This window comes from Cellulosimicrobium sp. SH8, from assembly GCF_025818875.1.
Lineage (GTDB): Bacteria > Actinomycetota > Actinomycetes > Actinomycetales > Cellulomonadaceae > Cellulosimicrobium > Cellulosimicrobium cellulans_D.
The window spans coordinates 1-23,503 of sequence record NZ_JAMXMH010000011.1 but is presented as its reverse complement, the minus strand read 5'-3'; the positions used below and the strand labels follow the sequence as shown (position 1 = coordinate 23,503).

The following is a 23,503-nucleotide window of genomic DNA, read 5'->3' as shown; positions in this document are numbered from 1 at the left end:
TCGCGCGTCACGCCCGGGGCGGGACGCTGCCCGGCGCCACCGGGTCGCGGTGCGCGGCCACGCCACGGAGCGGAGCGTCAGGCGGGCGTGCTCGCGCCCGGCGTCTCCGGGTCCTCGCGCGTCGTCGAGCCCTCGCGACCCTCACCGCGGTCGTCGGGCGGGAGCTGGCAGAACCGCTCGGCCACGAGCCCGACGACGGCCAGCAGCACCGCGCACGCGACCGCGACCCCGGCCGCCACCGCGCGGTCCCGCTGCGCCTCGATCGAGAGGTCGGGCAGCGCTACGAGCACCTGCGCCCCGTACCAGCCTGCGAGCAGGGCGCCCGTGAGCGCGGCGGCCTTGGCGAGCACGAACGTGCGGGCCGCGCGGAACGCGTCGAGCGAGGGTCGCTTGCCGCGCTGGTAGGCGCGGACGGTCCAGCCCGCCCAGAACACCGCCGCGGCGAGCGCGACGACCGCCACGTCCACGAGCCACGGCACCGCCGGCAGGTGCGTGCCGCGGCCCTGGAGGAGCCGCACGACGAACCAGCCCACGACCGCCGTGGCGACCGCCACGAGCAGCAGGGTGCGGACCGAGGTGCGCCGCATCAGCGCTCGGCGTCGTGCGCGGCGCCCGAGACCGGCCCGAAGGGCGGCCACGGGTCGGTCGTCGGGTGCAGCGAGGCGTCAGCGAGCGGCCCCGGTGCCGACGCCTGCGCGGACGGGAGGGCCGAGGGCTGGGGCGCTGCCTGTGCCGGCCCCGCCACCGGGGCGAACGGCACCGACCGGATGATGCCGTCCTCGATCGCGGTCGCAGGGTCGGCGGGTGCCTGCACGTGCGGCCTGCCGACCGTCGGCGCGGGGACGTGCGGGGCGCCGACCGGCGGCGCCGCGACCGGCCGCTCTGCAGGGTGGACCGGCGCGAAGGCGGGGAACGCCGGGGCGCCGTGCTCCGCGGGCTCCACGACGTCCTGCGCCGGTGGCTCCGGGTCGGGCAGCACCGACGGGCGGTGCGAGGGGCCAGGGAAGGGCGCGACGCTCGGCAGACCAGCGCCGTCGTGCGCCCCGAACGCGCCATCAGGGACGACGGTGGGCGACCCCTCGGACACGGGCGCCGGGCCGTCGGACACCGGGGCGAAGACGGGCCGGGCCAGGCCGGGCTCCGCCGGGGACGCCTGCGGAGTGACGACCGCCTGCGGCGGGATCGCCGCCTGGGGCGGGGCGACGGGGAGCTCCGCGCCGGGGGCCGGGAGGCCCTGCGGTGGGACCGGCTGCGCGGGCAACGCCTGCTGCGGGACGGGCGGATGCTGGGGCGCGACCGGCGCGGGAACCTCTTCCCGGATCACCTGCGCTCCGACGGGAGTCGGCCCCGACGTCGACGGTGCGTCGTGCGGTCCGGGTGCCGCGTCCGCCGGCGGCTGCCGGTACGGGTCGTCGACGACCACGTGCTCTGCCGGTGCGGGCGCGGGAGCGGGGGCCGCGTCGGAGCCCTCGGCCGCGACCGGGACCGCACCCGTGGGGTCGGGCGCGGCGTCGGTCAGCCAGTCGAGCGCGAGCCAGCGGATCCCGCCCCGGTCGGGTGCGGTCGCCGCGAGCGCGGCGACCGGCCCTCCGCCGAGGCCGGGCAGCACGGCGTCCGGGTCGATCTGCGACCACGGCTCGAGCACGAACGCCCGCTCGTGGGCGCGCGGGTGCGGCAGCTCCAGGTCGTCGGCGACGGCCGTGAGCGTGCCGTACACGATGAGGTCCACGTCGAGCGTGCGCGGCCCCCAGCGCTCGTCGCGCACCCGGCCGTGCGCGTGCTCGACGGACTGGCACGCGTGCAGCAGGTCGCGGGCCGAGAGACGCGTGCGTGCGAGCAGGACCGTGTTGAGGAAGTCGGGCTGGTCGGGGCCGCCCACCGCGGCCGTCCGCGCGAGCGGCGAGACCTCGGTGATCTCGAGCCCGGAGATCCGGTCGAGGTCGGTGATCGCGTCGCGCAGCGTCTGCTGCGCGTCGCCGAGGTTCGCGCCGAGAGCGAGCACCACCTCGACGAACCCGGCGGGCACGTCGTCCATGCGGTCGTGCTCGACCGGCGGCGCGGGAGTCGCCTCGTCCTCGGCACCCCGCGCAACAGGCTCCCCGGACGGGGCGACCGGGACGCCGGCGTCGTGCGAGGGCGCCGTGACCGGCGCGGTGGCGTCGACGGGCGACTCCGGCGTCGGCCCGGCGAACGGCACGGGCTCGTCGTGCGGCACCGCTTCCGGCGCAGGGCCGGGCTCCGGGTCCCGCGTCGCCAGGGGCGCGGCCGCGGCACCCGTGGCAGGGCCGGTGCCCGGGTGCCCGGGTGCGGGAGGCTCGGCCGGGGTCGGCTCCGGTGCGGCGGAGGCGCCCGGCAGCGCCTCCGGGGCGGGTGCCCCCGGAGCCGCGGGCATCGCTGCCTCGAGCAGCGCGTCGTACGGCGCCGGGGTCGGCTCCGCGGCGGGCGGGGCGGCGGAGGTCGGCTCCTCGGGTGCGGGCACGACGGGCGTGGCGGACGCCGGCTCGCCGTGGACCGGCGCGGCCGGCTCGGCCACCACGGGAGCCTCGCGGGTCGCGTCGGACGCGTCGTCGAGGAGCGGGCCGCCGCCCACCGCCTCGTGCGCGGTCTCGTACGCGGGCTCGTGCACGTTCTCGTCCACGGGCGGCAGGGCGTCGGCGGGGACGGCCGTCGTGCCCGGGGGGATGCTCGGCGGCATGACGTCGGGCGCGGGGGCCAGCTCCACACGCTCCTCGGGGACCGGGGAGTCCCCGACGCCGTGGATGAGCGCCGGGGCGACCGAGCCCACGGGGATCGGCGCGACGGGCGGCGCGTCCCGCAGGCCGTGCTGCTCGGACCGGCGGGCGAGCGGCCCGACGACCGGCACGACGACGCGGTCACGACGGATGACGACCTCGACGTCCTCGAACGGGACGGTGATCGGCGCCTGGGGCTTGTGCACGGCGACGTCGACCGCGACGACCTCGTCGTGGGTGAGGATCGTCGCGGCGATGCGCTCGGCCACCGTCTCGACGAGGTCGGCGGGCGAGCCGGCGAGGACGGCCACGACGTCCTCGGCGACGCCCGCGTAGCTGACGGTCTGGGCGAGGTCGTCCCCGCTCGCCGCGGCGCGCGTGTCCAGGTGGAGCACGACGTCGGCGCGGAAGAGCTGACCCTCGACCTTCTCGTGCTCGAAGACACCGTGGTGCCCCGTGGCGCTCAGGCCCGTGAGCCGGATCCGGTCGAACGGCCGTCCGTCCGCGTCGAGGACCGCTCCTGCGAACGCTGTGGTCACGTCGTGCTCCCGTCCGGTGCTCCGTCACCGACCGCCGGTCGGGCGGACGGACCTCTCGGCACCGTGTCTCGTTGCGTGTGTCGTGCTGCGCCGGGCCTGCCGCGCCGCGGGGCCCGTCGCCCATCCTGCTAGGTCGTGGGCCGCGCCGTCGAGTCGCTCCCGGTCCTCGGTCGGTCGGTCGTGCCCACGCTCCCGTCCCGTCGGCCCGACCCCGCCGCTCCCGCACGGGACCAGGCGGCGGCGACCCGCACGGCGTCGGCCGACGCCCGGACCGTGTGGACCCGCACGCACCACGCGCCCGCGGCGGCGGCCAGCGTCGTGATCGCGGCGGTCGCGTCGTCGCGCAGCAGGGGCGGTACGGGCTGCCCGTCGGACCGCGCGAGGAGGTGCCCCAGGAACCGCTTGCGGGACGCGCCGACGAGCACCGGCAGGCCCAGCTCCTCGAGCTCGCCGAGCCGGGCGAGCAGGGGCCAGTTGGACGAACCGGCCTTGGAGAACCCGAGCCCCGGGTCGAGGACGACCTGGTCGCGCCGCACCCCGGCCGCGAGCAGCGTCTCGACGCGCGCGGCGAGCTCGTCGCGCACGTCCGTGACGACGTCGTCGTAGTCCTCGAGGTCGTCCATGACGTCGGCGTGGCCGCGCCAGTGCATGCACACGTACGCGACCCCGGTGCGCGCGACGACGTCGGCCATCGCCGGGTCCGCGAGCCCGCCCGAGACGTCGTTGACGATCCGGGCGCCCGCCGCGACCGCGCGCTCGGCGACGACGGCGCGCGTCGTGTCGACGCTGACGACCGCGCCCTCCGCGGCGAGCGCGGAGATCACGGGCAGCACGCGCGCGAGCTCCGCCTCGACGGGGACCCGCCCGGCACCGGGGCGGGTCGACTCGCCACCCACGTCGAGGATGTCCGCGCCCTCGCCCAGCAGCTCCCGCCCGTGCGCGACCGCGGCGTCGGGCTCGTACCACTCGCCGCCGTCGGAGAACGAGTCCGGCGTGACGTTGACGACGCCCATGACGAGCGTCCGGCCCACGTCGGCCAGGTCCTCGAGCCCGGCGACCACGAAGCGGTCCACGGGACTAGCGCCCCAGGATGAGGCTCATCGCCTCGGCCCGCGTCGCGCCGTCGCGCATCTGGCCGCGCACTGCCGACGTCACCGTGCGCGACCCCGGCTTGCGCACGCCGCGCATCGACATGCAGAGGTGCTCGCACTCGACGACGACGATCGCGCCGCGCGGCTGCAGGTGCTCCACGAGCGCGTCGGCGATCTGCGACGTGAGGCGCTCCTGCACCTGCGGGCGACGCGCGTAGACCTCGACGAGGCGCGCGAGCTTCGACAGACCGGTGATGCGCCCGTCGACGTTGGGGATGTAGCCGATGTGCGCGACGCCGTGGAACGGCACGAGGTGGTGCTCGCACGTCGAGTACACCTCGATGTCCTTGACGAGCACCATCTCCTCGTGGCCGAGGTCGAAGGTCGTCGTGAGGACGTCCGCCGCCTCCTGCCGCAGGCCCGCGAAGATCTCGCGGTAGGCGCGCGCCACGCGGGCCGGCGTCTCGCGCAGCCCCTCGCGGTCCGGGTCCTCCCCGACCGCGAGCAACAGCTCGCGGACGGCGGCCTCGGCACGCTCCTGGTCGTACGGCGGCACGTCCGCGGGGGCGCGCAGGTCCTCCGCCGAGCGGGCGCGCGTGATCGCGCCCTGCGCGCCGTCCGTGCCCGCGGGGCTGCCCATCAGCCCTGCCCCGGCTCGCGCACGTCGCTGACCTCGGGGCCGTCCTCGCCGCGACCGAGCGCCCGGTCGAGCGGGCTGTCGGCGGGGACCTCACCGATGCGCTCGGGCGGCAGCTCGTCGTTCGCGGCGGCGGCCTCGTCCTGCGGGATCACCGGGGCGCCGTTCTGCACCGCCTTCTCGGCGTCCGTGAGGACGGGTCCACGCTGCGACACGGAGCGCTGCTCGCTCGAGAGCCACACGTCGCGCGCGTCGCGCTTGACGACGGGCTCGAAGACCCGCGCGAGCTCCGCCTGGTTGAGCGTCTCCTTCTCCAGGAGCTCGAGCACGAGCGCGTCGAGCACGTCGCGGTACTGCGTGAGCACCTCCCACGCCTCGTCGTGCGCGGCCTCGACGAGCTTGCGCACCTCGTGGTCGACCGTGCCCGCGACGGACTCAGAGTAGTCGCGCGTGTGGCCCATGTCGCGACCCATGAAGGGCTCGCCCGAGCCGGTGCCCAGCTTGATCGCGCCGACGCGCTCGCTCATGCCGTACTCGGTGACCATCTTCTTGGCGATCGCCGTGGCCTTCTCGATGTCGTTCGAGGCGCCCGTCGTCGGGTCGTGGAAGACGAGCTCCTCGGCGACGCGCCCGCCCATGGCGTACGCGAGCTGGTCGAGCAGCTCGTTGCGCGTCGTGGAGTACTTGTCCTCGGTCGGCATGACCATCGTGTACCCGAGCGCGCGGCCGCGCGGCAGGATCGTCACCTTGGTGACGGGGTCCGTGTAGCGCATCGCCGCGGCGACGAGGGCGTGGCCGCCCTCGTGGTACGCCGTGATCTTCTGCTCCTTGACGTTCATGACGCGGGTGCGCTTCTGCGGACCGGCCACGACACGGTCGATCGCCTCGTCGAGCGCGCGGTCGTCGATGAGCTGCGCGCCGCTGCGCGCCGTGAGGAGCGCGGCCTCGTTCAGCACGTTCGCGAGGTCGGCCCCCGTGAAGCCCGGCGTGCGGCGCGCGACGGCGGAGAGGTCGATCTCGGGGACGATCGGCTTGCCCTGCGCGTGCACGCGCAGGATCGCCTCGCGGCCCTTGAGGTCGGGCGCCTCGACCGCGACCTGGCGGTCGAAGCGGCCCGGACGCAGGAGCGCCGGGTCGAGGATGTCGGGGCGGTTCGTCGCCGCGATGAGGATGACGTTCGTCTTGACGTCGAAGCCGTCCATCTCGACGAGGAGCTGGTTGAGCGTCTGCTCGCGCTCGTCGTGCCCGCCGCCCATGCCGGCGCCGCGGTGGCGGCCGACGGCGTCGATCTCGTCGACGAAGATGATCGCGGGCGAGTTCTCCTTGGCCTGGGTGAACAGGTCGCGGACGCGGCTCGCGCCGACGCCGACGAACATCTCGACGAAATCGGAGCCGGAGATCGAGTAGAACGGCACGCCGGCCTCCCCGGCGACGGCGCGCGCGAGCAGCGTCTTGCCCGTCCCGGGCGGGCCGTAGAGCAGCACGCCCTTGGGGATCTTGGCCCCGACCGCCTGGAACTTGTCCGGCTCCGCGAGGAACTCCTTGATCTCGTGGAGCTCCTCGACGGCCTCGTCGGCGCCCGCGACGTCGGCGAACGTCACCTGCGGGGTGTCCTTGGAGACGAGCTTGGCGCGGGACTTGCCGAAGCCCATGACGCGCGAGCCGCCGCCCTGCATGCGCGAGAGCAGGAACCAGAACAGCACGCCGATGATGAGGAACGGGATGAGCAGCCCGAGCAGCGAGGACCAGAACGACGGCTGCGCGACCTCGGAGTTGTACCCGTCCTTCGGCTCCGCCTGGACGACCGCGTCGACCACGGCCTCGCCCTGGGGCTGGACGTAGTAGAACTCGACGTTCTTGCCCTTGTTCTCCTCGGTGTCCGTGCCCTCGTCGACCACGTAGTCCTTGGACAGCGTCAGGCGTACGCGCTGGTCGCCGTCCACGATGAGGGCCTGCTCGACCGTGTCGCCCGAGAGCAGCTCGAGGCCCTGGGACGTGTCGATGCGCTGGACGGTCGGGCGCGACAACGTCGCGAACGCGATCCACAGGATCACGAGGCCCAGGACGATCCAGACGATCGGCCCACTGAGAATCTTCTTGATGTTCATCGGCGACGGGGCGTGCGCCCCGGATCCCTCCGCTCGCGCAAGTGTTCGGGCTCGAAACTACACTCTGGACCTTGACGCCTGCTGGGGATCACGCCTCTGTTCGCCCAGGGCGTGGCCCACGTCGCCTGGGCGTGGGCGGCACGCCGCCCGGGCGCGGGCGGTCTCGCGCCCCCGGTGGCCCGGGGGGCGCCCGCCTCCCGCTCAGCTCGAGTACACGTGCGGCGCGAGCGTCCCGACGAACGGCAGGTTGCGGTACTTCTCCGCGTAGTCGAGGCCGTAGCCGACGACGAACTCGTTCGGGATGTCGAACCCGACGTACCGGACGTCGACGTCGGTCTTCGCGGCGTCGGGCTTGCGCAGCATCGCCGCGATCTCGACCGACGCCGGCCCGCGCGAGCGCAGGTTCGACAGGAGCCACGAGAGCGTGAGGCCCGAGTCGATGATGTCCTCGACGATGAGCACGTTGCGGCCCGTGAGGTCCGCGTCGAGGTCCTTGAGGATGCGCACGACGCCCGAGGACTTGGTGCCCGACCCGTACGACGAGACGGCCATCCAGTCCATCTCGACGTGGCTGTGCAGGCGCCGCGCGAGGTCCGCCATGACCATGACGGCGCCCTTGAGGACGCCGACGAGCAGGAGGTCCTTGCCCGCGTAGTCGCGGTCGATCTGCGCCGCGATCTCGTCGAGCCGCGCTCCGAGCTGCTCCTCGGTGAGCAGGATGTTCTCGAGGTCGCCTGCGACGTCCGATGCTTCCACGGGGGTCACTCCTGAGGTCTGGGGGTGGTGAGGGTGGTGAGGGTGCTGAGAGCCTGCGGGGGGATGCTTCGCCGGGGCGTCGTCTCGCGGCCCAGGGAAAGCCTGCCACACGCGCGCGCGGCCCTCAGGTCGCCGGGCAGGTGCACGGGCCCCTGGCCCCGCCACGCCGTGACGAGCGCGTCGAGCGCATCGACGTGCACGGCGAACAGGTCGCTCGCGGGGCAGCCCGCGCGCAGCGCCGCGGCCCGCAGGGCACGACGGCGCAGGGCCCGGTGCGCGGACGCGAGCACCTCGGCGTCGAGCACCACGCTCTCGGCACCCGGCGCCGCGGGCCCGCCGACCGGGCGACGCCCGCCGTCGTCCGAGGACTCCACGAGGGCCGCCGCGAGGAGGTCCGCGGCGAGCGCGTCGAGCAGGTCGGCATCGTCGCGGAGCAGGTCCGCGGTCCGCGCGAGCGCCGGCACCGCGCCGGGCCCGAGCACGCCGACGAGCGGGGGCACGACGCGCGCGCGCACCTGCGAGCGCAGCGGCAGCGCCGCGGTGCCCGGCAGCCCGGAGGTGCCCGACGCCGCCGGTCCGTTCGTGGGGTCGTCCCACCATCCGAGCCCGAGAGTCCGGCACACCGCCTCGGTGTCTGCGCGCCGCAGCGCGAGGAACGGGCGCCGGTGGACGCCGCGTCGGGGCGCCATCCCGGCGAGCGAGCGGGCGCCGGCCCCGCGGGCGAGCCCGAGCAGCACCGTCTCCGCCTGGTCGTCGAGCGTGTGCCCCAGGAGCACCGCGGCCGCACCGTGCTCGACCGCCACCGCGTCCAGCGCGGCGTACCGGGCCGTGCGCGCCGAAGCCTCCGGGCCGTCACCCGACGCCGGTACGACGACGCGGCGCACCTCGACCGGGTCGAGCCCCAGCCCGCGGCAGCGCTCCGCGGCGTCCGCCGCGACGCCCGCGCTGCCCACCTGGAGACCGTGGTCCACGACGACGGCGCCCGCGCGCACCCCGAGCCGCGGCGCGACGAACGCCGTGGCGGCCGCGAGCGCCGTCGAGTCCGCCCCGCCCGAGCACGCGACGAGCACGAGGGACCCCGGGTCCAGGTCCCCGAGCGCGCCGCGCACGGCGCGGCGCGCAGCGGCGACGACGGGTGCCGGCCCGCCCACCGGCTCAGCCGTGGACGCGGCGCACCCAGGCGCGCGCGTCGGCGATCTCGCGGGCGGTCGGCAGGTTCTCGGGCGCCGCCCACACGGCGTTGAACCCGTCGCGCCCGACCTCCTTCTCGACCGCGCGCACGAACGCCGCGCCGTCGCGGTACTGGGCGATCTTGGCGTCCATGCCGAGCACGCGCCGGAGCACGACGTCGAACCCGGAGCGCCCCTCGCCGTCGCGCCGGGCCTCGAACTTGCGGCGGATGCTGCGCACCGTGCGCACGGTGCGCGGCCCGACGGCGTCCATCGCCACGTCGGCGTGGCCCTCCAGCAGGGCCATGACGGCCGTGACGTCGGCGAGGCGGTCCTGCTCCTCGGGCGTGAGGAGGCCGTCGACGAAGGTCCCGTCCTCGCCGCGCACGGCGTGGAGGACGGCCCGGCCCACGGTGGCGAGCTTCTCCCGCAGCCGCGCCTCGGCGAGCCGGCGCGACGACGCGGACAGCTCGGTGAGGAGCGCGCTCGCCCGCGCGCGCAGGTGGTCCGCGAGCCACGGCGCGGCGGCGAACTGCAGCGCGTGCGTCTGCTCGTGCAGGCAGACCCAGAGGCGGAAGTCGGCCGGCTTGAGGTCCAGGGCGCGCTCGACCTGCAGGACGTTCGGCGCCACCAGCACGAGCCGCCCGGGCGAGCCGGGGCTCCCGGACGGCGATGCGCCGAGACCGCTGTACGGGTCGAACTGGCCCAGGACGCGGCTTGACAGGACCGCGAGCACCGACCCCACCTGGGCGGCCCCGACGAGCGCCGTCGCCTGCGGGACGCGTCCGCGCTCGCCGACGAGCGCGTCGGTCACGCCGTCGGTGAGCGACGCCATGATCTCGGTGTTGGCGCGCGCCCAGCGCGCGCGGTCCACGACGTACACGGTGCCGAGCCCGGCCGTCGACCCGGACGTCGTCGCGCCTGTCGGCCCGCCTGCAGGGGTCATGCGCGTCACGTCGAGCACGTGGGGCACGGCGGCCTCCGCCGCGGTGCGCAGCCCCTCGACGAGGTCGGCGAGCTCGTCGCGAGACGCCTGCGGACCCGGGCGCGCGAGCCGGCCCGCGATCTGCGCGGCGGCCGACCAGTCGACGATCGACGCGTCGCCGCGTGACGGGTCGCTGCCCGAACGGCCGTCCTGCTCGACGAGTGTCACCGTCTCACCGTATCCCGGGACCGGGAGTCGCGTGAGGCGCAGGGATATACTGCCGGGATATACGCAGGAAGGAGGGGCCTGATGGTCCGCACGACGGTGTTTCGCAGCAACCGGACGCAGGCGGTCCGCCTGCCCAAGGCGGTCGCGCTGCCCGAGGACGTCCGCGAGGTGGAGGTCCGGGCCGTGGGCCGGTCCCGAGTGATCACGCCGGCAGGATCCGGGTGGGACGAGTGGTTCGACCACGGTCTCCGCACCACCGCTCACTTCCTCCCCGACCGTGAGCAGGGGACCGCCGAGGAGCGCGACGCCCTGTGAGCACGCTCTTCCTGCTGGACACCACCATCCTGGTCACGCTGCTGCGCGGGAACGGCGCGGCGGCGCGACCGAGGCTGCGGGAGGCAGAGGGGCGCGTCGCGGTCTCGACGGTGAGCGAGATGGAGCTCGAGTACGGCATCGAGAGGTCTGGCGACCCGCACCGCAACCGTCAGGCCGTCGACGACCTGCTGTCGCTCGTGGACGTGCTCCCCTTCGACGGGCTCGCGGCGATGCACGCCGGCCGCGTCCGTGCCCTCCTCGCCGCCCGCGGCACGCCCATCGGGCCCTACGACGCACTTCTCGCCGGGCATGCCCGGTCGCTCGGCCTCGTCATGGTGACGAACAACGTCCGTGAGCTCGCCCGCGTCCCCGGTCTCGAGGTCGAGGACTGGCTCACGGTGGCGTCGCGTGATCCCTGAGCCGCGGCTCCCGAGCCGAACCGACGGTCATGCGGTGCAGCCGCACTCCGCGAGCGAGGCGACGAAGTCGTCGAAGATGAGGCGCGCGCCGTACGTGCCGCCGTCGGGGACGGCGTCGGCCATGAGCGAGAACACGAGGAGGCGGTCGTCGGCCGTGACGACCGTGCCCGCGAGCGAGGTGACGTTCGGCAGGCTGCCCGTCTTGGCCCGCACGACGCCGCGGCCCGCGTTCTCGAGGTAGCGCTCGCCGAGCGTCCCGGACAGTCCCGCGACCGGCAGCCCGACCGCTCCGGGCCGCAGCTGGGGGTGTGCCGGGTCCGCGAGGAGGCCGACGACCTCGTCGAGCTGCGCGGGCGTCACGACCGAGCCGTCGCCGAGGCCCGAGAGGTCGGCGAGGGAGGCGCCCGTGAGGTCGACCCCGAGCCCTTCGACGGCCGACCGGACGGCCTGCGTCGCGCCCGCCGCGGATCCTGGCAGCCCCGCGTCGATCGCGACGACACGGCCCACGACCTCCGTGATCGTGTTGTCGGAGTGCTGCAGCAGGTACGCGACGACCTCGCTCAGCGGCGCGGACTCCACCGCGCCGACCGCGCGGCCGTCGTCGGGCGCCGGTGCGCGCACCACGTCGCCCGCCACGGTGACCCCCTGCTCGGCGAGCGCGGCGACGAACGCGTCGGCGGCGGCCATCGCCGGGTCCTCGGCGCGTGGCGCGTACTCCTCGTCCGCGAGCCGCGCGATGTCGACGGCGAGCGCCGCGACGGGCGCGACGTAGCCGTTGCGCACGCTCGCCGGGTCGACCGTGGGCGCGACGGCGGCGCCCGTGAAGAGCGTGTCGTCGAGGCGGAGCGCGACCGTCGTGCGGCCCGTCAGACGGAGCTCGCCCGCGACCTGCGCGGCGAGGTCGCCGAGGCCCGCCCGGCCGTTGACCGCCGTCGGGTCCCCGGCGCCCGCGGCGAGCATCATGTCGCCGCCGCCCACGAGGTACACGGTCTCCTGGCCCTCGAGGACGGCGCGGGTCGGGAGGGTCGCGTGCGCGCCGGGCGACGTGAGGGCGGCCGCCGCGGTGAGGGTCTTGAGGGTCGACGCCGGGACGTGACCCACGGTGTCGCCGCTCGCCCCGAGCACGTCGCCCGTCGCGGCGTCGGTCACGAGGACGCCGACGCGCGGGCCGAGCCGCGTGTCGGCCGCGAGCGCGTCCGCGAGGCCCTGCACGCTCGCCGTGGCGGGGACCGGGGCCGCGGCGTCGAGGGTCGGAAGCCCGACCTCCAGCGGGGGCGCCGCGACGGCACCAGGCGCGTCGGGGAACGGGTTCGGCTCCGGGTACGGCGCCGCCGTCGTGAGGACGCCGGGCACGACGTCGTACGCGTCCGCCACGACGTACCCGCCCGCGAGGACGAGCACGACACCGACGGCCACGCCGGTCCGCGCGCCCCAGCCCATGCGTCTCCCCCGGATCCGTCCGTCCGCCGCGTCCGCGCGCGCCTGCTCGGCACCGGCGGGCACCGGTGCCTCCACCGGGACGTCGGGTGCGGGCACGTGCGCATTATCACTCAGCCCGGGCGACCGTGAGGCCTGTGGAAACCCTCCCGCGCGGACCGCACGTGTCACACTAGTTCCCGCACGACGGCGTGGTCCGTCGTCCACAGACCCAGCCACCGCCCGAGCGTCGCGGTGCCGGTACGACTGGAGGAAGCAGTGGAGTTCGACGTCACGATCGAGATCCCCAAGGGGCAGCGCAACAAGTACGAGGTGGACCACGCGACCGGTCGCATCCGCCTCGACCGCATGCTCTTCACCTCGACGCGTTACCCCGACGACTACGGGTTCATCGAGGGGACGCTCGGCGAGGACGGCGACCCGCTGGACGCGCTCGTCCTGCTCGAGGAGCCCACGTTCCCCGGCTGCCTGATCCGCTGCCGCGCGCTCGGCATGTTCCGCATGCGCGACGAGGCCGGCGGCGACGACAAGGTCCTGTGCGTCCCGACGGGCGACCAGCGCGCCGCGTGGCGCCAGGACATCGACGACGTCTCCGACTTCCACCGCCTGGAGATCCAGCACTTCTTCGAGGTCTACAAGGACCTCGAGCCGGGCAAGTCCGTCGAGGGCGCCCACTGGGTCGGCCGCACGGACGCCGAGGCCGAGATCGAGCGCTCGCTGCAGCGCGCCATCGACTCCGGGTACCACACGCCGGGCCACTGACACCCGGCACCACCATGACGGCGGCCGCTCACCTCACGAGGTGCGCGGCCGCCGTCGTGCGTCACGGCCGGGCGAGGCCGTTCCGGTAGGCCCAGACGACGACCTGTACCCGGTCGCGGAGCCCGAGCTTGGTGAGGACCCGGCCGACGTGGGTCTTGACCGTCGCCTCCGAGAGGTACACCCGCGCCCCGATCTCGGCGTTCGACAGCCCCTCGGCGAGCAGCGCGACGATCTCGCGCTCGCGCCCGGTGAGCACGCCGACGGCCTCGGACCGGGCGACGACGTCCGGGAGGACGGGGACGACCTCGGCGAGGAGCCGCCGCGTCGCCGACGGCGCGATGACGGCGTCCCCCCGGTGCACGGTGCGGACGGCGGCGAGCAGCTCGTCGGTCGGTGCGTCCTTGAGCAAGAACCCGGCGGCGCCCGCGCGGAGCGCGGCATAGACGTACTCGTCCACGTCGAACGTCGTCAGGACGAGCACCCGGCACGGAGGCATCGACGCGTCCAGCAGCCGCGCCGTCGTCTCGATGCCGTCCATGACCGGCATGCGCACGTCCAGGACGACGACCTCGGCCCGTCGCTCGCGCTGCACGTTCAGCGCCTGCGCACCGTCGGCAGCCTCGCCGACCACGGCCAGGTCCGGTGCGGCGTCGATCACGGCGACCGCCCCGGCGCGGACGAGCGGCTGGTCGTCGACGACCAGCACGCGGATCACGGGCCACCGTCCGCGCGCCGCGACGGTGCGAGCGCGTGCTGGTTCGAGGCCGGGACCGAGGCCGCGACCGTCCACGCCTCGCCCGCACGGATCTCGAGCGTCCCGCCCGCCGCCTCGATCCGCTCCCGCATCCCCACGAGCCCCAGGCCCGCGCCGGTCGCCGGAGCGGGGTCCGGGCCGGGAGCGGGTCGGGCAGCCCCCGCGTCGTCGGACGACAGGACGTCCGCCACCTCCACGTGGAGCCCGGCACCGTGCCACGCGAGGGTGACCGTCGTCGACGAGCCGGGCGCGGCGTGGCGCGCGCTGTTGGTCAGCGCCTCCTGGACCGCGCGGAACGCGGCGAGCTCCGCCGTCGGCCCGAGCGGCACGGGGACACCCGACTCGACGACCCGCACAGCGCGGCCGCCCCCGCGGACGCGGTCGACGAGGTCGGGCACGTCCCGGAGCGTCGGCGCCGGCGCCCCGGCCGCCGCACCGACGGAGGTGCCCGCCAGCTCGGCGCGCAGCACGTGCACGATCCCCCGCATGTCCCGCAGCGCCTCGCGCCCGGTCTCCTCGACCACCGCGAGCGCCTGCGCCGCGCGTCCGGGGTCGGCGCGGCCCACGCGCGCCTGGGCGACGACGACCGAGAGGGAGTGCGCGACGACGTCGTGCATCTCGCGCGCGATCCTGGTGCGCTCGGCGAGCACGGCCCGCTCGGCCCGCTCCTCGCGCTCGGCCTCCGCGCGCTCGCGCCCGGCCAGCGCCTCGCGCCGCACCTGCTCCTGCGACCGCCGGAGCAGGCCGGCGGTCCAGGCGACCCCGACGAGGGCGGCGAGGAGCAGGCCCAGCAACCACGGGCTCGGACCGACCGGCGATGCCGTCACGCTCGGGTCCACGCGGTACCGGAGCACGGTCGCCGCCACGCCGACGACTCCGGTCACCAGCCCGAGCGGACGCGGCCCCCACGCCGTGCAGGAGTAGACGGAGAGCAGGAACACGGCCGCCGACGGCAGCAGGAAGTAGAGGCCGGACACGGCGAGCATCCCCGCCGCGGTGAGCGCGACGAGCACGTGCGAGAGCACCGGGGCCGACCGGCGAGCGACGAAGGTGACGTGCGCCAGCGCGGCGAGCGCGACCAGGGCCCACGCACGGGCGGCGGGGAGCGACTCCAGCGCGACCACGCACGTCACGGGCAGCAGGGCCAGCGCTGCCGCCGTCGCGACGAGCACGTCCCCGCGTGCGGGCCGCAGGCTCACGGTGCGGCGACCGATCGGGTGCCACGGAGGGCGGGGCGCGCCGCGGCGCCGCCCGCGTCCAGCGTCGCGACGAGCAGCGCCAGGCCGGTCACGAGCCAGGTGCCGTAGGTCAGGGCGACGATGACGGTGATCGCCCCGGCGCCGAGGTCGACCGGACCGTCGTCGAGGCCCAGGAGCTGCGCGGCGGTCCCGAACACCATGAGCGCCCCCATCGTGAGGCCTGCGCACGCCGCGACCCACCCGACGACCTGGAGCGCGGCCCGGACGACCCGGCTCGGGACCGGACGGTGCGTCAGCGCGAGCACCAGGACGGCCGCCGTCGCGAACAGCGCGACCTCCATCACCGGCGCTCCCCCCGTGTGCGGCTCGGGCCGTCCGAGCGTACCGCCCAGCCACCAGTACGCCTTGAGCGCCGGGTAGGGCACGCACATCGCCAGTCCGAGCACCCGCGGCCACCGACGCCGGACGGGCCGGGCTCCGGTCGTGGCGACCGACCACGTGCCCAGCGTCGTGACGACGGCCGTCACCGTGGCGAGCGACCGCACCAGCGCCCCCGGGACGTCGACCACGGCGAAGTCGCCGGCCGGGATCCCCGTCACCGCGAAGAACGCCCGGAACGCGTCGAGCGCCAGGCCCCCGCCCGCCCAGAAGAGCAGGACGACCGCCGTCCAGCCGAGCCCGAGGGCCAGGTGCCGGGACGCGGGACGGTGACCACGGGCGGCGACGACCGCGAGCAGGGCCGTCCCCGCGGCGACGGGCGCCACCCACGACGGCGCGAAGATCGCCGAATACCCCTCCGGGGACGGACCCCACCAGCGCAGGGAGCCCGCGACGAGGGTCGCGGACGCGGAGACCACCATCGCTGCGGCGGCCCGCGGGGTGCGGGTGGGACCGGTGCGGGGCCAGGACGAGATCGTGTCGGTCATGCGACCAGGCTCGTCGGCGCGGTCCCCGGCGCGCGTCGGTCTCAGGTCGCGACGGCGCGCGACCCAGGTCGCGTCAGGGACGCCCCGCGTAGGGCATCGCGTCGGCCCAGCGCATCGCGACCTCGTGCACGGGGCTGCCGGGCTGGCGGGCCTCGATCATCATGCCGTTGCCGGTGTACATCGCGACGTGGCGGATGGTCGACGGGTTCGAGGTGTCGTTCGCGTAGAAGACGAGGTCACCCGGCCGGAGCTGGTCGTAGGAGATCTTCTGCACGCGCTGGTACTGCGAGCGCGACGTGCGCGTGATGTCGACGCCCGCAGCGGCCCAGGCCCGCGACGTGAGGCCCGAGCAGTCGTAGCCCGGCCCGGTGCCGCCGAACACGTACGGGGCGCCGATCTTGGTGCGCGCCCACGCGACCGCGGCCTGGCCCTGCGCCGCGCTGCCGACACCCGTGCCCGGGGGCGGCGTGACGACCGGGGGCGGGTCGGGAGTCGGCGCGGGCGGCGGGTTCGGGGCGGGCGGCGGGTTCGGCGCGGGCGCGGGGTCCGGGACCGGCGGCGGGTCGGGAGCCGGGTTCGCGGGGGCGGGGCTGCTCGTCGGCGGCGCCGCGGGGGCGCCCGACGGCGTCCCCGTCGCCGGGGCGTCGACCCGCGCCCGGGCGGCGGCCTCGCGCTCGCTCGCGGCCTGGGCGTCGAGGGCGTCCTGGCGCTGACGCTCGACGTCGACGCTCGTGGCCCGCGCGCGGGCGAGCTCGGCGAGGAGCGCCTCGCGGCGGGTCGCGGACTCCTGCACGGCGTCGGCGAGCGCGTCGGACGAGACCTGGGCGGCGGCGAGCGCGTCGCGGGCCCGGTCCTCGACCTCTCCCTGGTGCGCGAGCGCCGCGTCGGCCCGGGCGCGGGCGGTGTCGGCCACGGCGCGCGCCGTCGCGTGCGCGTCGACCGCGCGACCCGCGGTGCGGCCCGCGACACGCTCGGCGTTCTCCCGCTCGACGACCTGGCCCACGCCGTCCGCGTCCAGGACGGCGCGGAGCGCGTCGAGGTCGGTGGAGCCCTGCCGGGACGCGCGGAAGAGCGCACCCACGGCGGCGCGGGCGTCCGTCTCGCCCGTCCGGGCGGTCGTGAGCGCCTCCTGGGCGTCGCGGACCTCCGCGTCGGCTGCGGCGAGCGCGTCCTGCGCGGCCGCGTACTCCTCCGCCGCGGTCTCGACTGCCGCCTCGGCGGTGGACTGCCGGTCCCGCAGCGACGCGAGCTCGCCCTCGACCGTCGCGACGTCCCGGGCCGCGCCGTCCGCGGCCTCGCGCGCGGCGCGGACGTCGTCGTCGGAGGGCGGGTCGGACGACGCGGAGGGCGCGAGCCCGACGCCGAGCACGAGCGCGAGCAGGCCCGCCGCGGTCGCGGAGGCGAGTCGGCGCGGCCCGGTGGCCGGCCGACGCCGCGCCCCTCCGAGGAACTGCGACGGGGCAGCAGGCGCCGACGTCACGTCGTCCATCGCACCTCCTCGACAGCTTGCTCGGCGTGTCCCGTTGACAGCACTCGCACGAGTCTGCCCAGAAGGTCCGCGATGCGCCATCGGAGCGCCGCCAGTCTTCTCAGGATGTGGTCTCGCATCGCGAGACGCCCCTGTCGGGCGGCGCGGAACGCGCCTAGCCTCACGAGCATGTCCCGTCGAATGTGTCGCTGACCCTCGCACACGTTCGCCTGCCCGCGAGCCGTCGTAGACGACGTCCTCGCCGTGGCGATCCCGTCCCGTGTGCGCCCCTCGCCGCGGTCGACGGACGGCCTCCCGCCCTCTCGTCCCCCACGGCACCCGCCCGCCCGGCGCGCCGTGCGCCGTCGTCCACCCACCACCCGCAGGAGAGCACCATGAGCACCGAGAACGCCCCCGCCTGGTCCTTCGAGACGCGCCAGGTCCACGCCGGCCAGACCCCCGACCCGACGACCGGTGCCCGCGCGCTGCCGATCTACCAGACGACGTCGTTCGTCTTCCCCGACGCGTCGGTCGCGGCCGACCGCTTCGCGCTCAAGGACCTCGGCCCCATCTACACGCGCATCGGCAACCCGACCCAGGAGGTCGTGGAGAACCGCATCGCGTCGCTCGAGGGCGGCGTCGGGGCGCTCCTCCTCGCATCCGGGCAGGCCGCGACGACGTTCGCGATCCTCAACGTCGCCGAGGCGGGCGACCACGTCGTCGCCTCCCCGAGCCTCTACGGCGGCACCTACAACCTGCTGCAGTACTCGCTCGCCAAGCTCGGCGTCGAGACGACGTTCGTCTCCGACCCGCACGACCCGCAGGCCTGGCGCGACGCGGTGCGCCCGAACACGAAACTGTTCTTCGGCGAGACGATCCCCAACCCGCAGGCCGACGTCCTCGACATCGAGGCCGTCGCGGCGGTCGCGCACGAGGTGGGCGTCCCGCTGATCGTCGACAACACGGTCGCCACCCCCTACCTGCTGCGCCCGCTCGAGCACGGGGCGGACGTCGTCGTGCACTCCGCGACGAAGTACCTGGGCGGGCACGGCTCGGCGATCGGCGGCGTGATCGTCGACGGCGGCACGTTCGACTACGCGGCGCACCCCGAGCGTTTCCCGAACTACAACACGCCCGACCCGTCGTACAACGGCCTCGTCTACGCGCGCGACCTCGGCGTGGACGGCATCCTCGGGGCGAACCTCGCGTACGTGCTCAAGGCGCGCGTGCAGCTCCTGCGCGACCTGGGCTCGGCGATCTCGCCGTTCAACGCGTTCCTCATCGCGCAGGGCATCGAGACCCTGTCGCTGCGCGTGGAGCGCCACGTCGCCAACGCGCAGAAGGTCGCGGAGTGGCTCGAGGCCCGCGACGACGTCCGCACCGTGCACTACGCGGGCCTGCCGTCGAGCCCGTGGCACGAGCGGGCACAGAAATACCTGCCGCGCGGCGCGGGTGCGGTGCTCGCGTTCGAGCTCGACGGCGGCAGCGAGGCGGGGCAGGCGTTCGTCTCCGCGCTGCAGCTCCACTCGAACGTCGCCAACATCGGCGACGTCCGCTCGCTCGTCATCCACCCCGCGTCGACGACGCACAGCCAGCTCACGCCCGAGGAGCAGGCGCAGTCCGGCGTCACGCCCGGCCTCGTCCGCCTCTCGGTCGGCATCGAGCACGTCGACGACATCCTCGCCGACCTCGAGCTCGGGTTCACGGCCGCCAAGTCGTCGCTGGGCGCCTGAGCGACGACGCCCGCTCGCACAGCAGAACCACGACGAGGACAGCGATGACGGATCTGGACAGCCGGGGCGCCCTGCGCGCCCCGGCCGTACAGTGGCCGACGGTGAGCCCTGTGAACGACGACCTCCTCTCCCCCGCCCCCGACGACCGCCGCGGCCCCCGCGCGGACGCCGCTGCGGGGCGCGGCGTCGCACCGTCGCGGGCCCGGGTGAAGGCTCCGGTCCCGGCCACGGGCGCGTGGCGCGAGGGCGACCCGGCCGGACGACGGCGGTTCGCCGACGTCGGCACGTTCGACCTCGAGTCCGGCGCCCGCCTGCCCGACGTTCGCGTCGCGTACGAGACGTGGGGCACGCTCGCACCGGACGGGTCGAACGCCGTCCTCGTCCTGCACGCCCTGACCGGCGACTCCCACGTCAGCGGCCCCGCGGGCGAGGGCCACGTCACCGCGGGCTGGTGGGAGTCGCTCGTCGGCCCCGGCGCACCGATCGACACCGACCGCTGGTTCGTCGTCGCGCCCAACGTGCTCGGCGGGTGCCAGGGCACCACGGGCCCGGCGTCTGCCGCACCCGACGGGCTCCCCTGGGGCAGCCGCTTCCCGCGCGTCACGACCCGCGACCAGGTCGCGGTCGAGATCGAGCTCGCGCGGTCGCTCGGCATCGCGTCGTGGGCGTTCGTCGTCGGCGCCTCGATGGGCGGGCACCGTGTCCTCGAGTGGGCCCTCCTCGGCCCCGAGGCGGGGATCGACGTCGTCTCCCTCGCCGCGATCGCCACGACCGCGCAGACCACCGGCGACCAGATCGCGTGGGCGCACCCCCAGCTCGGGGCCGTCCGGGCCGACCCGGGCTTCCGGGGCGGCGACTACTACGACGCGGCGGACGGCGACGGCCCGCACGTCGGCCTCGGCATCGCCCGGCAGATCGCGCACGCCACGTACCGGTCCGCGCGCGAGCTCGACGACCGGTTCGGCCGCCTCCCGCAGGGGGGCGAGGACCCCTTCACCGACGGGCGCTACGCCGTGCAGTCGTACCTCGACCACCACGGCGACAAGCTCGCGCGGCGCTTCGACGCCAACTCGTACGTCGTGCTCACGGAGTCGATGCTCACGCACGACCTCGGGCGGGACCGCGGCGGCGTCGAGGCGGCGCTCGCGCAGGTCACGGCGCACGCGCTCGTCGTCGCGGTCGACACGGACCGGCTCTTCCTGCCCGCGGACTGCGCGCGCATCGCGGCCGGGATCCCGGGGGCCGAGCCGCTGCGGACGCTCACGAGCGACTTCGGGCACGACGGGTTCCTCATCGAGTTCGACCAGCTCGGCCCGATCGTCGCGGACTTCCTCGGGGAACGCGCCGGCGTCCGCGACTGAGACCTGTCCACGGGATGGCGCCGTGGCGGGCGTGCCCACGCCGTCCTGGCACGATGAGGAGATGGACAGCGACGTGACCGAGGCGGCCCAGCACCTGCGCGCCCAGTGGGACCGGCTCGACCGGTGGCTGCGCGACCTCGGTGACGAGCTCGACCGTGACGCCGGGCGTCCCAGCGTGCTCGACGGGTGGACCGTGGGCGAGCTGGCCTCCCACCTCGGCCGCGTCATGGAGACGCTCGCCCTGTGCGGACCGGTGCCCGCCGGGACCGTCCCCCTCACGCTCGCGGAGTACCTCGGTACGTACCCGGAGCGCGCGGAGGAGATCGAGCACGCGACGCGCGCCCTCGACGAGCAGATCGCCGCCGACCGCCTCGGGAACGTCGAGGCCTTCGCCGCCGCGGGCCTCGCGCGCCTCGACGAGCTCGCCGACGAGCGCGTCGTGCAGGCGCGACGCGGACCGATCACGCTCCTCGACATGGTGCGCTCGCGCGTCCTCGAGCTCGTGGTGCACGCCGACGACCTCGCCCGCACGTTCCCCGGCGTCCACGTCGACCCCGTGGACCGTGCCGCGCTCGACGCCGTCGCCTCCGAGCTGCTGCGCGTCGTCGTCACGCGCGGCGGCTGGGCGCTCGAGGTGCGCGACGCCCGCCTCTGGCTGCGCCTCGCCTGCGGCCGCGTCCCCTACGACGTGGACGAGCTCGCGCGCGCCCTGGAGCCCGTGCACACGTCCGAGGCCGTCCCGGACCTCGGTCGCATGCTGCCGATCCTCTGACCGCTCCCCCGGCGGGGTGACGCGCGGCACGCGAGTCTCCCGTGGTTGCGGCGCGGACCGGACCGTAGGTTGGGGGCATGCTCGCCGCCTACGCCGACCACCTCGACCCCGACGACCCCCTCGCCGGGCTGGTCGTCGGGGACCGCCCCGAACCCGAAGCCCGCGAGCACTGGACGACCGTGGACGTGCGCGCCGCATCCCTCAACCACCACGACCTCTGGTCGCTGCGCGGTGTCGGGCTGCCCGCCGACCGGCTCCCCATGATCCTCGGGACGGACGCCGCGGGCGTCGCGCCGGACGGCACCGAGGTCGTCGTGCACGCGGTGGTCGGCGCGGACGGGCACGGCGTCGGGCCGACCGAACAGCGGTCGCTCCTCTCCGAGCGCTACCCCGGCACGCTCGCCGAGCGCGTCGCCGTCCCGACCCACAACCTCGTCCCCAAGCCGCCCGAGCTGACCTTCGTCGAGGCCGCGTGCGTGCCCACGGCCTGGCTCACCGCGTACCGGATGCTCTTCACCGCCGGCGGTGCCGCCCCCGGCGACCGCGTCCTCGTCCAGGGCGCGGGCGGTGGGGTCGCGACGGCGGCGGTCGCCCTCGGCGCGGCCGCCGGGCTCGAGATGTTGGTGACCTCCCGCTCCGCGGGCAAGCGTGCCGGGGCAGCCCGGCTCGGTGCCGCCGCGACCTTCGAGCCCGGCGCCCGGCTGCCCGCGCCGGTCGACGTCGTCGTCGAGACCGTCGGCCAGGCGACCTGGCGGCACTCGCTGCGGTCGGTGCGCCCGGGCGGGACCGTCGTCGTCGCGGGAGCCACGAGCGGGGACGCGTCGCCCGCCGAGCTGACCCGCATCTTCTTCCACGAGATCCGCGTCCAGGGCGTGACGATGGGGACGCGCGACGACCTCGCGGCGCTGCTGCGGTTCCTCGCGCGGAGCGAGGTGCGGCCCGTCGTCGACCAGGTGCTGCCTCTGACGCAGGCTCGCGACGGCCTCGCGCGACTCGACACCGGGGAGCAGTTCGGCAAGGTGGTGCTCACGCCGTGACGTCGCCGGGCTGGGGTCCGGACGTCCTCGGCGCCGGGTACGAGCAGTGCACGGTCGAGCTGGAGCCCGACGACGAGGGCGAGGTCGTCGTGACCGTGGTCCGCCACGCGCCGGCGACCGACGAACCGATCCGGCCGGCGCGCGCCGTGCTGTATGTCCACGGCTGGAGCGACTACTTCTTCCAGACCGAGCTTGCCGAGACCTGGCGCGCGCTCGGCGCCGCGTTCTACGCCGTCGACCTCCGCAAGTACGGACGCAGCCTGCGGCCGCACCAGACACCCGGGTACGCCGACCACCTCACCGAGTACGACGCCGACATCGCCGCCGCGCTCGACGTCGTCCGGGCGGACCTCGGCACGCACGCCGCGATCATGCTCATGGGTCACTCCACCGGAGGGCTCGTCGCGGCGCTGTGGGCGCACCGGCACCCGGGGGCGGCCCGGGGGCTCGTGCTTAACAGCCCGTGGCTCGAGCTCCAGGGATCGTCGGTCGCCCGGACCGTCTCGGGCCCTGCGATCCGCCAGCTCGCGCGCTTCCAGCCGCGCACGCCGCTGCCGAACGTGGACCCCGGCTACTACGCCCGGACGCTGCGCGACCGCGACGACGGCACCTGGGTGATCGACGACGCCTGGCGACCCGTCCCGTCGTTCCCCGTCCGCGCCGGCTGGCTCCGCGCCGTCATCTCCGGCCATGCTCGTGTCGCAGCCGGACTCGCCGTCGACTGCCCCGTGCTCGTGCTCCTCGCCGAGAAGTCGCTCTTCAGCACCCGCTGGTCCGAGGAGATGCGCTCCGCCGACATCGTGCTCGACGTCGAGCCGCTCGCCCGCCGCGCCGCGCACCTGGGACGGGTCGTCACCATCGTCCGGATCCCCGGCGGGATGCACGACCTCTCGCTCTCCGCGCCGGAACCGCGGGCGCGCTTCTTCGCCGAGATCGTGCGCTGGTCGGCGGCCTACGGCTGGGCCTGACGCCGACGTCCCGACCACCGTCCGACCGAGGAACCACGGTTCCACCTCGGCCGACCACGGTCCTCCGTCGCGCGACGGTGCCTCCGGATACAGAAATGCCGAAGGCCCACCCCGTGTGGGGTGGGCCTTCGGTGAAGGGTTGTCCGGCGGCGTCCTACTCTCCCACC

General features: G+C 75.6%; 21 protein-coding genes. 8 read left to right on the top strand and 13 right to left on the bottom strand.

Annotated elements, in window-relative coordinates:
* Positions 1-77 precede the first annotated feature (77 nt).
* The 8 genes from NF338_RS15475 to NF338_RS15440 form a co-directional block, all read right to left on the bottom strand.
* On the bottom strand, positions 78-587 hold the full coding sequence (locus NF338_RS15475) for a DUF3180 domain-containing protein (protein WP_264031602.1): 510 nt from the start codon (positions 585-587) through the stop codon (positions 78-80).
* A complete protein-coding gene (gene folK, locus NF338_RS15470) occupies positions 587-3,271 on the bottom strand; it encodes a 2-amino-4-hydroxy-6-hydroxymethyldihydropteridine diphosphokinase (protein ID WP_264031601.1) in 2,685 nt (894 codons plus the stop codon). Before folK ends, NF338_RS15475 begins: the two co-directional genes overlap by 1 nt.
* Before the next feature lie 128 nt (positions 3,272-3,399).
* Entirely contained in the window at positions 3,400-4,284 is an 885-nt protein-coding gene (folP, locus tag NF338_RS15465) for a dihydropteroate synthase (protein WP_264031761.1), read from the bottom strand.
* A 64-nt stretch (positions 4,285-4,348) separates the two neighbouring features.
* Entirely contained in the window at positions 4,349-5,002 is a 654-nt protein-coding gene (gene folE / locus NF338_RS15460) for a GTP cyclohydrolase I FolE (protein WP_239576758.1), read from the bottom strand.
* Positions 5,002-7,107 carry an ATP-dependent zinc metalloprotease FtsH gene (gene ftsH / locus NF338_RS15455; RefSeq protein ID WP_264031600.1) on the bottom strand — a complete coding sequence of 702 codons (2,106 nt, stop codon included), beginning with the start codon at positions 7,105-7,107 and terminating at the stop codon, positions 5,002-5,004. Before ftsH ends, folE begins: the two co-directional genes overlap by 1 nt.
* Before the next feature lie 201 nt (positions 7,108-7,308).
* Positions 7,309-7,863, bottom strand: a complete 555-nt coding sequence (hpt, locus tag NF338_RS15450) for a hypoxanthine phosphoribosyltransferase (protein ID WP_047233909.1) — start codon at positions 7,861-7,863, stop codon at positions 7,309-7,311.
* A gap of 5 nt (positions 7,864-7,868) precedes the next feature.
* Positions 7,869-9,014 carry a tRNA lysidine(34) synthetase TilS gene (tilS, locus tag NF338_RS15445; RefSeq protein WP_264031599.1) on the bottom strand — a complete coding sequence of 382 codons (1,146 nt, stop codon included), beginning with the start codon at positions 9,012-9,014 and terminating at the stop codon, positions 7,869-7,871.
* 4 nt (positions 9,015-9,018) lie between these two features.
* Positions 9,019-10,185 (bottom strand): zinc-dependent metalloprotease, encoded by a 1,167-nt coding sequence (locus NF338_RS15440; RefSeq protein ID WP_264031598.1) that lies wholly within the window; start codon positions 10,183-10,185, stop codon positions 9,019-9,021.
* Between the two features lie 81 nt (positions 10,186-10,266).
* On the opposite strand from NF338_RS15440, the gene NF338_RS15435 reads away from it, so the two are divergent.
* Positions 10,267-10,500 carry an antitoxin gene (locus NF338_RS15435; protein ID WP_264031597.1) on the top strand — a complete coding sequence of 78 codons (234 nt, stop codon included), beginning with the start codon at positions 10,267-10,269 and terminating at the stop codon, positions 10,498-10,500.
* Positions 10,497-10,919: a type II toxin-antitoxin system VapC family toxin gene (locus tag NF338_RS15430; RefSeq protein WP_264031596.1), complete on the top strand. Its 423-nt coding sequence runs from the start codon at positions 10,497-10,499 to the stop codon at positions 10,917-10,919. Before NF338_RS15435 ends, NF338_RS15430 begins: the two co-directional genes overlap by 4 nt.
* Positions 10,920-10,946: 27 nt before the next feature.
* On the opposite strand, the gene dacB is transcribed toward NF338_RS15430, so the two are convergent.
* Positions 10,947-12,455: a D-alanyl-D-alanine carboxypeptidase/D-alanyl-D-alanine-endopeptidase gene (gene dacB, locus NF338_RS15425; protein ID WP_318783112.1), complete on the bottom strand. Its 1,509-nt coding sequence runs from the start codon at positions 12,453-12,455 to the stop codon at positions 10,947-10,949.
* A 159-nt stretch (positions 12,456-12,614) separates the two neighbouring features.
* On the opposite strand from dacB, the gene NF338_RS15420 reads away from it, so the two are divergent.
* Positions 12,615-13,118 carry an inorganic diphosphatase gene (locus NF338_RS15420; protein ID WP_087469863.1) on the top strand — a complete coding sequence of 168 codons (504 nt, stop codon included), beginning with the start codon at positions 12,615-12,617 and terminating at the stop codon, positions 13,116-13,118.
* A 61-nt stretch (positions 13,119-13,179) separates the two neighbouring features.
* On the opposite strand, the gene NF338_RS15415 is transcribed toward NF338_RS15420, so the two are convergent.
* From NF338_RS15415 to NF338_RS15400, 4 genes are all read right to left on the bottom strand, one after another.
* Complete coding sequence (locus NF338_RS15415) at positions 13,180-13,833, bottom strand: response regulator (RefSeq protein ID WP_264031595.1); 654 nt, start codon at positions 13,831-13,833, stop codon at positions 13,180-13,182.
* Positions 13,830-15,071 (bottom strand): sensor histidine kinase, encoded by a 1,242-nt coding sequence (locus tag NF338_RS15410; protein WP_264031594.1) that lies wholly within the window; start codon positions 15,069-15,071, stop codon positions 13,830-13,832. The genes NF338_RS15415 and NF338_RS15410 overlap by 4 nt, the downstream gene beginning before the upstream one ends.
* Positions 15,068-15,997, bottom strand: coding sequence for a hypothetical protein (locus NF338_RS15405; RefSeq protein ID WP_264031593.1), 930 nt, complete (start codon positions 15,995-15,997; stop codon positions 15,068-15,070). Before NF338_RS15405 ends, NF338_RS15410 begins: the two co-directional genes overlap by 4 nt.
* Positions 15,998-16,070: 73 nt before the next feature.
* The gene (locus NF338_RS15400; protein ID WP_264031592.1) at positions 16,071-17,486 is read right to left on the bottom strand and encodes a C40 family peptidase; all 1,416 of its coding nucleotides are present in this window, start codon (positions 17,484-17,486) and stop codon (positions 16,071-16,073) included.
* A gap of 374 nt (positions 17,487-17,860) precedes the next feature.
* Here NF338_RS15400 and NF338_RS15395 point away from each other — a divergent pair, with 374 nt between their 5' ends.
* From NF338_RS15395 to NF338_RS15375, 5 genes are all read left to right on the top strand, one after another.
* Positions 17,861-19,198, top strand: coding sequence for a bifunctional o-acetylhomoserine/o-acetylserine sulfhydrylase (locus NF338_RS15395; RefSeq protein ID WP_264031591.1), 1,338 nt, complete (start codon positions 17,861-17,863; stop codon positions 19,196-19,198).
* A gap of 44 nt (positions 19,199-19,242) precedes the next feature.
* Entirely contained in the window at positions 19,243-20,559 is a 1,317-nt protein-coding gene (gene metX / locus NF338_RS15390) for a homoserine O-acetyltransferase MetX (RefSeq protein WP_264031590.1), read from the top strand.
* Between the two features lie 61 nt (positions 20,560-20,620).
* On the top strand, positions 20,621-21,331 hold the full coding sequence (locus tag NF338_RS15385) for a maleylpyruvate isomerase N-terminal domain-containing protein (RefSeq protein WP_264031589.1): 711 nt from the start codon (positions 20,621-20,623) through the stop codon (positions 21,329-21,331).
* Between the two features lie 77 nt (positions 21,332-21,408).
* Positions 21,409-22,368, top strand: coding sequence for a zinc-binding dehydrogenase (locus tag NF338_RS15380; protein ID WP_264031588.1), 960 nt, complete (start codon positions 21,409-21,411; stop codon positions 22,366-22,368).
* On the top strand, positions 22,365-23,336 hold the full coding sequence (locus NF338_RS15375) for an alpha/beta hydrolase (RefSeq protein ID WP_264031587.1): 972 nt from the start codon (positions 22,365-22,367) through the stop codon (positions 23,334-23,336). Before NF338_RS15380 ends, NF338_RS15375 begins: the two co-directional genes overlap by 4 nt.
* Positions 23,337-23,503 lie beyond the last annotated feature (167 nt).